The organism is Pseudomonas canadensis, from assembly GCF_000503215.1.
GTDB classification, from domain to species: Bacteria; Pseudomonadota; Gammaproteobacteria; order Pseudomonadales; family Pseudomonadaceae; genus Aquipseudomonas; species Aquipseudomonas canadensis.
In genome coordinates this window covers 109,002-123,803 of sequence record NZ_AYTD01000005.1, presented here as the reverse complement: position 1 = coordinate 123,803, position 14,802 = coordinate 109,002, and the positions used below count along the sequence as shown (strand labels likewise).

At 62.1% G+C, this 14,802-nt stretch carries 10 protein-coding genes and 2 tRNA genes; 7 read left to right on the top strand and 5 right to left on the bottom strand.

Annotated elements, in window-relative coordinates:
* The first annotated feature begins 105 nt into the window (after positions 1–105).
* From kdpA to U367_RS0103995, 5 genes are all read left to right on the top strand, one after another.
* A complete protein-coding gene (gene kdpA, locus U367_RS0104015) occupies positions 106–1,812 on the top strand; it encodes a potassium-transporting ATPase subunit KdpA (protein WP_028615777.1) in 1,707 nt (568 codons plus the stop codon).
* 10 nt (positions 1,813–1,822) lie between these two features.
* Positions 1,823–2,470, top strand: a complete 648-nt coding sequence (gene kdpC / locus U367_RS0104010; protein WP_028615776.1) for a K(+)-transporting ATPase subunit C — start codon at positions 1,823–1,825, stop codon at positions 2,468–2,470.
* A gap of 6 nt (positions 2,471–2,476) precedes the next feature.
* A complete protein-coding gene (kdpB, locus tag U367_RS0104005; protein WP_434801799.1) occupies positions 2,477–4,546 on the top strand; it encodes a potassium-transporting ATPase subunit KdpB in 2,070 nt (689 codons plus the stop codon).
* Positions 4,547–4,607: 61 nt separating this feature from the next.
* Positions 4,608–7,259, top strand: a complete 2,652-nt coding sequence (locus U367_RS0104000; protein ID WP_028615774.1) for a sensor histidine kinase — start codon at positions 4,608–4,610, stop codon at positions 7,257–7,259.
* Entirely contained in the window at positions 7,256–7,948 is a 693-nt protein-coding gene (locus U367_RS0103995) for a response regulator (RefSeq protein ID WP_028615773.1), read from the top strand. The genes U367_RS0104000 and U367_RS0103995 overlap by 4 nt, the downstream gene beginning before the upstream one ends.
* On the opposite strand, the gene U367_RS01000000129840 is transcribed toward U367_RS0103995, so the two are convergent.
* From U367_RS01000000129840 to U367_RS0103970, 5 genes are all read right to left on the bottom strand, one after another.
* Positions 7,908–8,876, bottom strand: a complete 969-nt coding sequence (locus U367_RS01000000129840) for a LysR substrate-binding domain-containing protein (protein ID WP_050587831.1) — start codon at positions 8,874–8,876, stop codon at positions 7,908–7,910. The two genes, U367_RS0103995 and U367_RS01000000129840, sit on opposite strands and share 41 nt — an antisense overlap.
* Positions 8,877–8,959: 83 nt before the next feature.
* Positions 8,960–10,969, bottom strand: a complete 2,010-nt coding sequence (locus U367_RS0103985) for a CocE/NonD family hydrolase (RefSeq protein ID WP_028615772.1) — start codon at positions 10,967–10,969, stop codon at positions 8,960–8,962.
* 27 nt (positions 10,970–10,996) lie between these two features.
* Positions 10,997–12,580, bottom strand: a complete 1,584-nt coding sequence (locus tag U367_RS0103980) for a BCCT family transporter (RefSeq protein WP_028615771.1) — start codon at positions 12,578–12,580, stop codon at positions 10,997–10,999.
* A gap of 305 nt (positions 12,581–12,885) precedes the next feature.
* A tRNA-Asp gene (locus U367_RS0103975) sits at positions 12,886–12,962 on the bottom strand.
* A 19-nt stretch (positions 12,963–12,981) separates the two neighbouring features.
* Positions 12,982–13,057, bottom strand: a tRNA-Val gene (locus U367_RS0103970).
* 200 nt (positions 13,058–13,257) lie between these two features.
* Between U367_RS0103970 and U367_RS0103965 the strand changes: the two genes are divergently transcribed.
* A complete protein-coding gene (locus tag U367_RS0103965; RefSeq protein ID WP_028615770.1) occupies positions 13,258–13,776 on the top strand; it encodes a sigma-70 family RNA polymerase sigma factor in 519 nt (172 codons plus the stop codon).
* A gap of 6 nt (positions 13,777–13,782) precedes the next feature.
* Positions 13,783–14,754 carry a FecR family protein gene (locus U367_RS0103960; RefSeq protein ID WP_028615769.1) on the top strand — a complete coding sequence of 324 codons (972 nt, stop codon included), beginning with the start codon at positions 13,783–13,785 and terminating at the stop codon, positions 14,752–14,754.
* The last annotated feature ends 48 nt before the right edge of the window (positions 14,755–14,802 follow it).

The following is a 14,802-nucleotide window of genomic DNA, read 5'->3' as shown; positions in this document are numbered from 1 at the left end:
AGCTCGCCATGTACGACTTGATGTTCATTGGCCTTTGCCTGGTGTTTTTCGCAACGACTGCCATGGCCATTGTCGCCATGGGCAAGATTTGAACGGAGCTACGACATGTTAAGCACTGTGCTGGAATTTGCGCTGATCCTGGGGTTGATGACCGGGCTCGCCGTACTGATGGGCAAGTGGCTGACCCGGGTCTTCACCGGGAACCGCCACGCCCTGCCGGAACGCGGTACCTATCGCCTGCTGGGCATCGACCCGCAGGAAACCATGGGCTGGGCCCGCTACGGGTCGGCGCTGTTGTTGTCGAACGCGGCGATGATGCTGCTGGGTTATCTGGTGCTGCGCCTGCAAGCGGTGATGCCGATCAACCCGCTGGGGCTCGCCGCACAAACGCCGGACCTGGCGTTCAACACCGCCGCGTCGTTTATCACCAACACCAACTGGCAGGCGTACTCGGGTGAAACCAGCCTGTCGAACTTCAGCCAGATGGCGGTCATCACTTTTCTGATGTTTGTCGGGGCTACTTCTGGCGTCGTCGCAGCGGCCGGTTTCATCCGTGGATTGAGCCGTTCCAGTTCGGCCGATATCGGCAACTTCTGGGTCGATTTCACACGCACGCTCTACCGGGTGATGCTGCCTTTGTGCGTGGGCATGGCGTTGGTCTACGTGTGGCAGGGCATGCCGCAGACCTTTGCGTCCCAAGCCCTGGCCACTACGCTGGAGGGCGCGCAGCAACAGTTGATTGTCGGCGCGGTTGCCAGCTTTGAATCGATCAAGCATATCGGCACCAACGGCGGCGGGTTCTTCAGCATGAACGCGGCGCACCCGTTCGAAAACCCCACGCCGCTGACCAACGCCCTGCACATCCTGAGCATGTTGCTGATCCCTTCGGCGCTGACCTACACCTTTGGCAGCATGCTGTTGCAACGCCGTCAGGGTTGGGTTTTTTTCGGCACTTTCCTGGTCATGTTCATTGGCTTTATTGCGCTGGTGTACGGCGCCGAACAACAGGGTAACCCGCTGTTGACCGAGGCCGGTGCCAACCAGGCGCTGTCCATCGAACAGAGCGGCGGCAACATGGAAGGCAAGGAACTGCGCTTCGGCATCGCCGACAGCAGCTTGTTCATCGCCACCACCACCGCCGCGACCACGGGCTCGGTCAACGCCATGCATGACTCGTTGACGCCCATGGGCGGCTTCGTGCCCCTGGCGCAGATGATGCTCAACTGCGTGTTCGGTGGCGACGGCGTGGGCTTTATCAACCTGATCCAGTACGCCCTGCTGACGGTGTTCCTGGTGGGCATGATGATCGGCCGTAGCCCGGAATTCCTCGGCAAGAAAATCGAGGCCCGAGAGATCAAACTGGTGATGCTGTCGGTGCTTGCGCATCCCATCAGCATCCTCGGCTTCACCACCCTCGCAGCCTTATGGCCGGACACCATGGCCAGCCTCAACAACCTCGGCCCGCACGGCTTCAGCGAAGTGCTCTACGCCTACACCTCCGGCACCGCCAATAACGGTTCGGCCTTTGCCGGGTTGAACGCCAACACGCCGTTTTTCAACACCACCATCGGCCTGGCGATGTTGATCGGACGCTTCTTCACCATGCTTCCAATGTTGGCCGTAGCCGGCTCGCTGGCGATGAAGAAAACCGTACCTGCCGGCGCTGGCACCATCCCCACCGCCACCCCGCTGTTCATGTTGCTGGTGGTGTTCGTGGTGCTGGTGGTCGGTGGCCTGACCTTCCTGCCGGCGCTTGCGCTCGGCCCGCTGGTGGAGCAACTGCAGCTGCTCTCCGGCCAGACGTACAACTGAGGACACGTAGATGACCACTCAATCACTCTTCAAAGGCCTGCTGCGCCCGGTGCTGGTGTCGGCGGTGTTTTTCATGCTGCTGACGGGGCTCGCGTACCCGGCGTTCACCACCGTGGCGGCGCAATTGTTGTTTCCGTTCCAGGCACAAGGCTCGTTGATTGAACGCGATGGCCTGGTGATCGGCTCCAGCCTGATCGGCCAACACTTCACCCAGCCCCAGTACTTCCATGGGCGCCCGAGCATGACCCTCGGCGCCGACCCGCAAGACCCCAGCAAAAGCATTTCGCAGCCCTATAACGCCGGCTCCAGCGGCGCTAGCAACCTCGGCCCGACCAGCCAGAAGCTGGTGGACCAGGTGGCCGCGCGGGTCCAGGCCTATCGCCTGGACAACGCCCTCGCCGCCGACGCCCAAGTGCCGGTCGACGCCGTGACCGCTTCCGCCTCGGGCCTCGACCCGCATATCTCGGTGGCCAACGCGCGCCTGCAACTGGCACGGGTCGCCCGCCTGCGGCACATCCCCGAACCCGAGCTGCTGCATCTGCTCAGCCAACACACCAGCGCCCGCGTCCTGGGCTTGCTCGGCGAGCCACGGGTCAACGTACTGCAACTCAACCTGGCGCTGGATGCTCGTCAGCCCTCCATCGCGGTCAGTGAGTAAGAGATGATGAAGAATGCCCGTTTGCCCCTGTTTGACCGAAGCATCCTGCTCACTGCCGCTGTTGATGCACTGAAGAAACTGCTGCCCCAGGCCCAATTGAAAAACCCGGTGATGTTCGTGGTGTACCTGGGCAGCATCCTCACCACGCTGCTGTGGCTACAGTCCCTGGGCGGCCAGGGTGAAGCGCCCAGCGGTTTTATTCTCAGTATCACGTTGTGGCTGTGGTTTACCGTGCTGTTCGCCAACTTCGCCGAGGCCCTCGCCGAAGGCCGCAGCCGTGCACAGGCCGCCAGCCTGCGTGGCATGAAGCGCCAGACCCTGGCCAAACTGCTGCAACAACCGCGTCACGGCAGCGCCTGGTTGCCGCTGGAAGCCAGCCAACTGCGCAAGGACAACGTGGTATTGATCGAAGCCGGCGACCTGGTGCCGCTGGATGGCGTGGTGATCGAAGGCGTCGCGTCGGTGGATGAAAGCGCAATCACCGGTGAATCCGCGCCGGTGATCCGCGAGGCCGGCGGTGACTTTTCCTCGGTCACCGGCGGCACCCGCGTGCTGTCGGACTGGCTGGTAGTGCGTATCAGCGTCAACCCCGGCGAATCCTTCCTCGACCGCATGATCTCGATGGTCGAATCGGCCAAGCGGCAGAAGACCCCGAACGAAGTCGCGCTGACGATTTTGTTGGTGGGCCTGACCCTGCTGTTCCTGCTGGTGATTGCCACCCTGAGCCCCTACTCGATCTTCGCCGTGGCCATGAGCGGCAGCGGCAGCGTGATCAGCGCCACTGTACTGGTGGCCTTGTTGGTGTGCCTGATCCCCACCACTATCGGCGGTTTGCTCTCCGCCATCGGCGTGGCGGGCATGAGCCGCATGATGTCGGCCAACGTGATCGCCACGTCGGGCCGTGCGGTCGAGGCGGCGGGGGATGTGGACGTGCTGTTGCTGGACAAGACCGGCACCATCACCCTGGGTAACCGCCAGGCCAGCCACTTTTTGCCGGCACCGGGTGTGAAGGAAGCGGACCTGGCGGACGCCGCGCAACTCGCCTCCCTGGCCGACGAAACCCCGGAAGGCCGCAGTATCGTGGTGTTGGCCAAGCAGAAGTTCGACATTCGCGCGCGGGACATCAACGCCCTCGGCGCCAGCTTTGTGCACTTCACCGCGCAAACCCGCATGAGCGGCGTCGACCTGCCCGAAGGCCGGGCGATTCGCAAAGGCGCGGCGGACGCGATTCGCAGCCATGTCGAGGCATTGGGCGGCAGTTTTCCTGCGGCGTTGCAGGCCAAGGTCGATGAAGTCTCGCGGCGCGGCAGCACACCGCTGGTGGTGAGCGACGGGGCCAAAGCGCTGGGCGTGGTGGAACTCAAGGACGTGGTCAAGGGCGGGATCAAGGAGCGCTTCGCCGAGCTGCGGCGCATGGGCATCAAAACCGTGATGATCACCGGCGACAACCGCCTGACCGCCGCCGCCATCGCCGTGGAGGCGGGTGTGGATGACTTCCTCGCCGAGGCCCGCCCGGAAGACAAGCTGCAACTGATCCGCGACTACCAGGCCCAGGGCAAGCTCGTGGCCATGACCGGTGATGGCACCAACGACGCGCCGGCGCTGGCACAGGCAGACGTGGCGGTGGCGATGAACAGCGGCACCCAGGCGGCGAAAGAGGCCGGGAACATGGTCGACCTCGACAGCAACCCGACCAAGCTGATCGAAGTGGTCGAGGTGGGCAAGCAGATGCTGATGACTCGTGGCGCCCTGACCACCTTCAGCGTGGCCAATGACGTGGCGAAGTACTTTGCGATCATCCCGGCGGCCTTTGTCGCGACCTATCCACAGCTGGGCGCCTTGAACGTGATGCACCTGAGCAGCCCCAACTCGGCGATCCTCAGCGCGGTGATTTTCAACGCGTTGATCATCATCGCGCTGATCCCGCTGGCCTTGCGCGGCGTGACCTACCGAGCGATCGGCGCGGCGGCGCTGCTCAACCGCAACCTGCTGGTGTATGGCGTGGGTGGGGTGCTGGTGCCGTTTGCCGGGATCAAGCTGATCGACATGCTGCTGACCGGGCTCGGACTCGTGTAAGCCATACCTGCCCTCAACCGTGGGCGTCGGCTTGCCGGCGCCTGTCTTCATCAGGAATGACATGCCTGCATTAAATCAGGAACGCCCCGACCCCGACGCCCTGCTCGCCCGGATACAGCAGGAAGAACAGGCCGCCTTGCGCGGCAAACTGCGTATCTACTTCGGCTCCAACGCCGGGGTGGGCAAAACCTGCGCCATGCTCACGGCGGCGAAACGTGAAGCGGCGCTGGGCCGTGACGTGCTCGCAGGGCTGGTGGAAACCCATGGCCGCGTGGAGACGGCCGATCTGCTCCATGGCCTGGAACAACTGCCCCGCGCCACCCTCCTGCACCGTGAGTTCGCCCACAGCGAGTTCGACCTCGACGCCGCCCTGCTCAAGCATCCCGCCGTGGTACTGGTGGATGAACTGGCCCATAGCAACGCCCCCGGTTCACGCCATCCAAAACGTTGGCAAGACGTCGAAGAGCTGCTGAGTGCGGGCATCGATGTGTGGACCACGCTCAACGTCCAGCATCTGGAAAGCCTGAATGACCTGGTCAGTGGGATCATCGGTATTCGGGTGCGTGAAACCATACCGGATCATGTGTTCGACAACGCCCACGAAGTGGTAGTGATCGACCTGCCACCCGATGATCTGCTGCAACGCCTCAAGGAGGGCAAGGTATACCTGGGCCCTGCGGCGGCGCGCGCGTCGCGGCATTTCTTCCGCAAGGGCAACCTGCTGGCCTTGCGCGAACTGGCCTTGCGGCGCACGGCAGACCGCGTCGACCAGCAAATGCGCACCTACCGTCGCGAACGCTCGATCAATACATTGTGGCCGGCCCGCGAGCGGTTGCTCGTCGGTATCGCAGGCGACAGCGGCGACGAGCGACTGGTGCGCGAAGCTGCGCGCCTGGCGCAAAAACTCGAAGCCGACTGGATCGTGGTGCATGTGGCCACGCACCAAGGGCGCGGCGCCAAGCGTTACCTGACCGCCATGAAAACCCTGACCCTGGCCAGCGAATTCGGCGCCGACACCGCTACGCTACCGGGGATGGACGTAGCCGAAGCCCTGGCGGCCTGCGCGCGCGAACACAATGCCAACCGCCTGGTATTGGGCCATCATCCACGTCAGCCGTGGCGGTTGTGGCATCAATCGGTCAGTGATCGGATCAGTCGTCATCATCCGCACATCGACCAGATTGTGATCGCTCACGGGTTACTCCCAGGCAAACCGCCTGCATTCGAAAAAGTCGCACCACAACCTGGCACGCGGCTGGCCTACCTCTGGGCCAGTCTGGCCTGCTTTGCCGCGAGCGCCATCGCTGCCTTGCTGCTTCAGGTGTTCGACCTGGCCAACGTGGTCATGCTGTTTTTACTCACCGTCGTACTGGTGGCGCTGCGTTATGGACGCGGCCCGGGCGTGTGGGCAGCGATGCTCGCGGTGCTGTGCTTCGACTTTTTCTTCGTGCAGCCGCGTTACTCGTTCACGGTCACCGACACGCAATATTTCTTTACCTTTGCGCTGATGCTCGGTATCGCCCTGATCACCGGGCAACTCACTGCACGCCTGCGCCACGAGGCCCGTACGGCCGCAGCTCGAGAACGGCGCGCGACCTCATTGGCGCGTCTCGCCCGTGACTTGTCGGCCGCACTGACCGTGGAGCAAATCAGCGAGGTGGCCCTGCGCACCTTCAGCGGCGTCTTTGAAGCGCGGGTCGGCCTGGCGTTGCCGGACGCCGCCGACGGTGTGCACAGCGCTGGCGCTGGCGGCCTGCCGATTGACGACAGCATCGCCCAATGGGCCTACGACCATAGCCAGGCGGCCGGCCACGGTACTGACACATTGTCCGCAGCCAAGGGTTGCTACTTGCCACTCAAGGCGCCGATGCGTGTGCGCGGCGTGCTGGTGCTGGAACTGGCGCAAAGCGAGCGCCTGAACGATCCGCAGGAACGTCGCCTGCTGGAAGCCTGCATGAGCCAGTTGGCAATTGCCTTGGAGCGGGTGCACTTCGTCGAAGTGGCCCAAAGCACCCTGGTGCAGATTGAGGGTGAAAAAATGCGCAACACCTTGCTGGCCGCCATTTCCCACGATCTGCGCACGCCGTTGACCACCCTGATCGGCGCCGCCGACACCGCCCTGCCCCACGCCCCACCCGGCCCACTGCCCGAACTGCTACAGGGCATTCACGAACAAGCCACATCGATGCAACGCTTGATCGAAAACCTGCTGGACATGGCGCGTATGCAGGAGCGCGGCGTGCGCTTGAACCGACAGTGGCATTCCCTGGAAGAAATCGTCGGCAGTGCCCTGCGCCAGTTGCGTGAGCCGTTGGCGCAGCACGTCGTAAATACCCTGCTGACCGCACAGTTGCCGTTGGTGGAGGTTGACGCGCTGATGCTCGAACGGGTGCTGGTCAACCTCCTGGACAACGCCGCCAAGTACACCCCGCCCGGTACGACCATTACCGTCAGTGCAGACAAAATCGGGGACAGCATCGTACTGGAGGTCAGCGACACCGGCCCTGGCGGCGCGCCGGCGCCTCTGTTTGAACCCTTCGCACGCGGCCAGCAGGAGTCGTCCATCACCGGCATCGGCCTGGGCCTGGCACTGGCCAAACGCATCGTCGAAGCACACGGCGGGCAGATTGAAGCCAGGCCCGGCCAGCAGCGCGGCATGCATTTCATCATCACGCTACCGGCGGGCAGCCCGCCCTCTCTGGAACCCCTATGAGCACAGCACGTATTTTGATTGTCGAGGACGAGGCCAATATTCGCCGTTTTGTCGGTATCGCCCTGCAGGATGAAGGCTTTCAGGTGTTCGAGGCCGACAGCGTCAAACGCGCCTTGATCCACGCCGCCAGCCGTCAACCTGACCTGGTGATCGTCGACCTCGGCCTGCCGGATGGCGATGGCAAACAATTGATCAGCGAACTGCGCGGCTGGCTGTCGGTGCCGATTCTGGTGCTGTCGGCGCGTGATCGCGAAGAAGAGAAAGTCGCCGCCCTGGACGCGGGTGCCGATGACTACCTGACCAAACCCTTCGGCGTGCCCGAGTTGCTCGCGCGTATCCGCGCACAACTGCGACGGCATGGTCAGACCGGCACCGTGGCGGCCACCAGCAAGGTGGCGTTTGGCGACATCGAAGTCGACTTGGCGACCCATGAAGTGTGGCGCCACCGCCAGCCGGTGCACCTGACGCCCATCGAATACCGTTTGCTCTGCGCGATGATTCGCGGCCAGAGCCGGGTGCTGACGCACCGGCAATTACTGCTGGAAGTCTGGGGCCTGGATTACGTGGACCGCGCGCACTACTTGCGTGTGCATATGGCGCACTTACGACGCAAACTGGAGGCGGACCCGGCGCAGCCGAAGCATTTCATCACCGAGTTGCAGGTGGGTTACCGGCTGATGGGCTTGTAACGTCATTCATGCGACCGGCGTGGGCGATTAACCACTGACGAAAACTACGCACCGCCGCCGGCGGGTTGCGGTGGTGCGGTTGCATCAAGTGCAGGCGACCGCGACTGTGCATGCTGTGGGGCAAGGCCATTTGCAGACGGCCGGACTCCAAGTCGCTTTCCAGCAAGCGCTTCCAGCCCAAAGCGACGCCATGCCCCATCACCGCCGATTGCATCAACAGTTGATAGCTGTTGGTCCGCAAGGCATGACGCGGGGTGTAATAGTCGGCTCCGGCATCAGTGAACCAGTCGGCCCAGGTCAACCAGTCGTGGTGGTGGTCCTCCACGATCAGCAGGGTATGAGCGTGCAGCAAGTGGTGCAGGTCGCGAATCGGGCCGTGACGCTCAAGGTAACCAGGGCTGCACACGGTGATGACCTGCTCGCTGTCGAACACCGGCGACAGTTCAAGGCCGTGGGGCGCGGCCAATTCATCCAGGTGATAGAACAGGCCCAGGTCATATTCGCTGACATCCAAGTGGCTGGGGCTTTCGCTGCACAGGATGCGGATATCCAAGTCCGGGTGGTCGTGCTGGAACTGCGGCAACAGACCGGCCAGCCAGATGGAACTGATGGTGGGCGTGCTGGCCAGGGTCAACTGGCGATCGGCACCGCGCCTGCGCAACTCGGCGGACTCGCGATCAAGCTCGCGCAACAGGCGTTGGACGGTACGGAAATAACGCACCCCAGCGGGTGTCAGGCTCAAGCCCTGGGCCAGCCGATAGAACAGTGGACGGGCCAGGTCTTCTTCGAGACGTTTGACCTGCCGGCTGACCGCACTTTGGGTCAGATTCAGTTCGTGGGCCGCCTGGGTAAAGCTCAAATGGCGGGCGGCCGCTTCGAAGGTCTGCAAGCAATTGAGGGGAGGAAGATCGACGTTTCGGCGCGACATGAGCAAGTCCATTGGCAATAACGGGCCCAGGTTACCCCAGGCCCGCAGAGATCACGTTGGCGAGCATCCTGCCAGTTGCCTGCTCAGAGTGCGACCCTGGCCACGCGCTTACTCCATTGCCTACGGTGCTCAAGCTGGCCATTTTCCCAGGCGGTCTGCTCCGCTTCGATGTAGAACCACTCGGCGTCGGCGTGCACGCTCAAATGGCTTTCCACCTCCACGGCCCACTGGTCGCGACCGACTCGGTAGTGCCATTCAATGTCAGCCTGCGTCGACAGCGGATCCCAGGGCAAGGTGCGGTATTGCTCGGTACAACGTTGGTCCACCGACAGGCCATGGTCGGTAAAACGCACCGAACCCAAGTCATCTTCGATTTTCACGCAGACTTCACCACTGCCGACGTCTTCGATCAAGGTGCGTTTCGGCGCAGCGGCGCGTAGGACCTCCATCGCTACCGGCGTAGCCGACTGCGGTGCTTCGAACGGGCAGTCCACCGCCTCGCCTTTGAATATCGGCAGTTGCAGGCTTTGCAGGGTGGGTAGCAACGTCAGGGTGGTCAATTCACGGCTCGGCCACAGCAGCGGGAAACTCGCCGTGCTGAGCGCCAGACGCAAACGGTAGCCGGCGGGCAGGCGCATGCCGATGTGGTCGAGGTTTAACTGCACGTCCATGGGTTCACCGGGGACTACCGGCGTTACCTGGGAAAAATCCTCACGCAGTGTGAGATTAAGCACACCGTAGCTGATCTGGGTGACTTGCCCGTCCGGCGCTATCGCATTCAGCCGGGCGACCAATTGACCACAGGAAGTGTCGCTTGCCAGGCGTAACGTAAGACGTGCATCGCCGAGCAACGCCAGCGGCTCGGTCAGCGGCAGGGAGTCGAAGCACAACGAATGGGCGTCATCGCGACGTTGATCCGTTGGGCCATCGGGGCCAAACCAGATGGCGCAGTACTCGCCCTGGTGCAGGCCGGTGGTCAGCGGCGAACAGAGGCTGCGCGGCGCCGCCAAGGGCTGTGAGCCCGCGCTCAGGCCTTGATCGCCCAGGCTGAAATCCGTCCATTGCACCTGCGGATCCGGCCAACCCGAGGTCTGCACCCAGATCCCTGGCCGCTCGGCATAACTGCCCTTCGGCGGCAGAATATCCTGTAGGTAAAAGGTGCAGGCTGCGTCATCCATTACCCCGTTATCGATGCCCTTGAGCCAGTGATCCCACCAGCGTTTGGCCTCTTGCAGGAAGCCGATGGCCGGGTTGGGCACGGCAAAATGCGGGTACTTGTGGATCCACGGGCCGATCATGGCTTTCTTCGGGCCCGGCAGATTTTCCATCAGGCGCGAAACCGTGTTGCGGTAGGCATCGCCCCAGCCGCCCACGGCATACACGGCCGCCTTGATCTTCGAATAGTCCTCGCACACCGAGCCGTGGCGCCAATAGTCATCGCGGGTCTGGTGTTGCAGCCAGGTTTCGGCCAGCAGCGGCATAGCTTCCAGGCGTTGGTGCCAGAGGTCTTTCCAGTCGTCGCCCACCAGCAAAGGATCCGGCACCGCTGCGCTGAAATTGAGCATGGTCGCGGCCCAGCCGAAATTCTCCATCAACAGGTTGCCACCCTTGTAATGGATGTCGTCGGCAAAGCGGTCATCGGTGGAGCACAAGGTGATGATTGCTTTCAACGCCTCGGGCTGGCGTGCCGCGACTTGCAGGCCGTTAAAGCCGCCCCAGGAAATCCCCATCATGCCGACATTGCCGTCGCACCAGGGTTGCCGGCACAGCCAGTCGATCACTTCGAGGGCGTCTTCCTGTTCCTGCAGCAGGTATTCATCGGCCATCAGGCCCTGGGATTCGCCGTTGCCACGCATGTCCACCCGCACACACACGTAGCCCTGCCCCGCCATCCACGGGTGAGTCAGCGCATCGCGTACGGCGGTGCCATCGCGCTTGCGGTACGGCAGGTATTCCAGGATTGCCGGGAAGGTCTGCACACCGGCGACTTCCGGCAACCAGATGCGGGCGGCCAGTTGAGTGCCGTCCTTCAAGGGGATCAGGCAGTGCTCGATTTCGCGCACGGTGTAAGCAAATTCAGTGACGATTTCCATCAGTAACTCCTACAGCGATTCAATCGATCAGCGGGCGAAATCCGGCACCGGGCTAGCGCCGCGCAGTTCCGTCTCGGGGGTCCGCTGAAGGCGTTTCACATCCAGCAATGCGGGATTTTTCAACCAGAAGATCAGCGAAGTACTGGCCAGCAACACCAGGATCATGCCCGGCAGACCGCCGAGGTTGGAGAGCATCTTCACCCCGTCGATGCCGACAAACGCGACCATCACCCACGATACCGAGCCGATGATCAGGCCCCAGACAATCTTCAGCAGCGGGTTGCCGTCCAGGTCAGAATCGGCCGTCACGCCTTTGCTGCACAGGTTGGCGATAACGTCGGTGCTGGAGTCCGCGGCAGTGACAAAAGAGATGAACGCGACGAACAGCAGGAACGCGATCATCACGCCGCTGGCCGGCAGTTGCTGGAACATCTGGTACAGCACGTGTTCCACGCCCTGCTCGTTCAGCACACGGTTGAGGCTGCCGTCGCCCAGCGCATCGAAGTACAGGCTGGTGCCGGAGAAGATGCAGATCCACACCGCTGTGAACAACGCCGGGTAGAGCATGTTGATATGAATGAATTCACGCACCGTGTAGCCACGGCCGATCTTGCCGAGGAACAACGCGCTGACCGGCGCCCAGGCAAACCACACCGACCAGTAGAACACCGTCCAACTGTGCGGCCAGGTGTCGCCACTGGCGGCGCCGGTGAACAGGCTGCGGCTGAAGAAGGTGTCGAGGTACACGCCCAAGGACTCGACGCCGAGGCTGAACATGTACAGGGTCGGCCCGCACAACAGCACAAACAGCCCCAGGGCCAGCATGATCCAGGTGTTGAACGAGGACAGCATCACAATGCCTTTCTGTAGACCGCTGGCGGCCGACGCGACAAAGGTGATGACGATGATCGCAATGATGATGGCCAGGCGAAGCGGCGTGGTTTCACCGCCGATGTACTGGGCCAGGCCGCCGGCCAGGGTCAACGCGCCGGTGCCCAGGGACGAGGCCATGCCGGCCACCAGGGCGAACATCGCCAGGGTGTCGATCAGCCCGGCATAGCGCCGGACCCGCGCTTCGCCCAGCAACGGTTCAAGCATGGCACCGATGGAGAAATTGCTGCGACGGTTGTAGAACACCAACGCAAACACCAACGAGGGCACCAGGTAGATGGCGTAAGGCGTGATGGTCCAGTGCAGGAACATCGTCGACATGGCAAAGCTCTTCGCCGCCGAACTGCCCGCCTCGATCGGCAGGCTGGTGGGTGGGCCGTACAGGTGGTAAAGCGGTTCGGCGGTGGTCCAGAACAGCACGCCCACCGCCAGGGTGGTGCACAGCGCCACCATGAACCAGCGCCATTTGCTCAGCAGAGGCTGGGCATCTTCACCGCCGATACGCACCTTGCCCAGTGCAGAGAAGTACACGACAGCGGTCAGCACCACCATGGCAAACGAGCCTGCACTGAACAGCCATGAGAAGTTTTTCAGGATCAGGTTGTTGAGCTGTTTACTGACTGCAAGGAACGCATTCAGGTCGACGTAGCTGGCGATCACCGCCGCCAGCAGGATCAGGAACGTTGGCCAGAACACCAACGGACGCAGTGGATATTTCATAGAGAGCCATTCCCCTTGCAGACTATTTTTATGTTGGAGAGCGAGCCCCCGCAGCATCCTGCTGCCGGTCACTCGCCTGGAAGTCTTCGCGTGGCTATAGATAAACGTTTAAGCGTCCGACGGCGCAATCAACCAATGAGCATGGGGGTATTCCCTCACGTCATGGCGCACCCGTACAGTTCAGGACGAATAAGCAGTGCACACTGGCAGGGCATAAGAAGAAGAAATCGCAGACGAAAAAAAGCCCGCTCAATGAGCGGGCTTCTTGTGGCGACCTGGCGTTCAGTGTTCCAGGTTACCGAATATGGCGCAGCGGACGGGACTCGAACCCGCGACCCCCGGCGTGACAGGCCGGTATTCTAACCGACTGAACTACCGCTGCGCGTAACACATGAAGCGAATGGTGGGTGATGACGGGATCGAACCGCCGACATTCTGCTTGTAAGGCAGACGCTCTCCCAGCTGAGCTAATCACCCTTCGTTTCGGTGTGGGCGGCATCATACACCAAAAATCCGCAATGTCTTGATTTAAATGCAATTTATTTGAAATATTTTCTCAGGCACGACAAAACCCAGCAAAAACGGGCTTCTACGCCTTCAAACGCGAGTCTATTGCGTTTACCCGCCCCTTGGCCGCACAATTAAAAACCATTCTCAATAACACCTGAGCCACGCCTATGTCTGCGGGTGAACCGCCCTTCCAACGGGAAATTACCCAGCTCTACAGCGAGCATCATGGTTGGCTGCTCACTTGGCTAAGACGCAAGCTGGGCTGTCGACAGAATGCCGCCGACCTGGCGCAGGACACGTTTGCACGCATCTTGAACGCGCGTGAATCCGTCGCCGGCATTCGCGAACCCCGCGCGTACCTGAGCACCACCGCCCGGCGCTTGCTCATTGACCAGGCGCGGCGCAAGCAGATTGAACAGGCTTACCTGCAGGAATTGGCGCTGACGGTGGACACGCTCGAAGGGTTCCAATCCCCGGAGCAAATCCACACCACCCTCGAAGCCCTCGAACAGATCGCCTTTATCCTGGAAGGCATGCACGAATACTCGCGCCAGGCCTTCGTGTTGTATTACCTCGAAGACATGACCCAGCAACAGATCGCCCGGCAGCTCAAGTTGTCGGAACGCACCGTGCGCAAGTACCTGATCCAGGCGCTTATGCATTGCAGCCACAGCATGGACACTTGATCGAGCATGTCGGACGTCGAAGAACAAGCCGCCGAATGGATGCTGCGCCTGCACGACGGCGAATGGGACGAGGCCCAGCAGCAGGCGTTCGAGCGCTGGAAGCAACAAGGCCCGCATCACGCCGCAGCCGCCGCACGCATGGAAACTATGGTTTCGCGCATGCAGGCCTTGCGCGGTAAAAAAGCCCCTGCCCGCGCTGCATTGAATGCGGCCTTTGCTCAGCCGAAAACCCGTCGCAGCAAGCACGCCCTGCGCGCGCTGGTATTGGCGTGCAGCGTGGCGATCCCAGCAGCGGCCTTGTTGATCAGCCCCTATCCGCGGCAGTGGATGGCCGATGTACGAAATGGCCCTAGCCAATGGCAAACCCTGCAACTGGCGGACGGTTCGACACTGACGCTCAATGGCATCAGCGCAGCGAACCTGCATTTTGATAGCCAGCAGCGCCGTATCGAGCTGTTGCAAGGCGAAATCCTGGTGGAAGTCGCCCACGACAGCACCCGGCCGTTTGTCGTGCAGACCCCGCAAGGAACGCTGCGTGCGCTGGGCACGCGGTTCGTGGTCAAGCGCGAAGGTGATGTCACGGTGCTGAGCATGCTCCAGTCGCGCGTGGCGGCACAAAGCGCGAACGGCCAGCAGACACTGGAAGTCGATGCAGGGTCGCGAGCCCTGATGCACGCGAACCAAGTGCGCCTGGCCGGCACTGTTGAGCCGAGCAGCATCAACGAAGCCTGGCGACGCCATCAATTGGTGGTGGAGAACCAACCCTTGCCCGACGTGCTCGACGAAATCGCCCGGCACCGCAGCGGCCGCGTGCAGTTTGATCGCGCCGCGCTGCAAAGCCTGCGCGTGTCTGCCGTGATCCCCCTGGACGACAGCGACCAGGCTTTGCAATTACTCGCGCAAACGCTGCCGATCCGGGTGCAGTCCTACACTCCATGGCTGATCGTGGTTGGCCCCGAGCCAGCACCCAATAAATAATTATTCGCATTTGCTTCCGGTTTTTCCGAGGCTGCCCGTCAAGGAAGG

Bases quoted from the DNA above. Each gene is read 5' to 3' on its own strand.
- U367_RS0103980 (WP_028615771.1), bottom strand. From the start codon at position 12,580: ATGAAATATCCACTGCGTCCGTTGGTGTTCTGGCCAACGTTCCTGATC.
- kdpB (WP_434801799.1), top strand. From the start codon at position 2,477: ATGAAGAATGCCCGTTTGCCCCTGTTTGACCGAAGCATCCTGCTCACT.
- U367_RS01000000129840 (WP_050587831.1), bottom strand. From the start codon at position 8,876: ATGTCGCGCCGAAACGTCGATCTTCCTCCCCTCAATTGCTTGCAGACC.
- kdpC (WP_028615776.1), top strand. From the start codon at position 1,823: ATGACCACTCAATCACTCTTCAAAGGCCTGCTGCGCCCGGTGCTGGTG.
- kdpA (WP_028615777.1), top strand. From the start codon at position 106: ATGTTAAGCACTGTGCTGGAATTTGCGCTGATCCTGGGGTTGATGACC.
- U367_RS0103960 (WP_028615769.1), top strand. From the start codon at position 13,783: ATGTCGGACGTCGAAGAACAAGCCGCCGAATGGATGCTGCGCCTGCAC.
- U367_RS0103985 (WP_028615772.1), bottom strand. From the start codon at position 10,969: ATGGAAATCGTCACTGAATTTGCTTACACCGTGCGCGAAATCGAGCAC.
- U367_RS0103965 (WP_028615770.1), top strand. From the start codon at position 13,258: ATGTCTGCGGGTGAACCGCCCTTCCAACGGGAAATTACCCAGCTCTAC.
- U367_RS0103995 (WP_028615773.1), top strand. From the start codon at position 7,256: ATGAGCACAGCACGTATTTTGATTGTCGAGGACGAGGCCAATATTCGC.
- U367_RS0104000 (WP_028615774.1), top strand. From the start codon at position 4,608: ATGCCTGCATTAAATCAGGAACGCCCCGACCCCGACGCCCTGCTCGCC.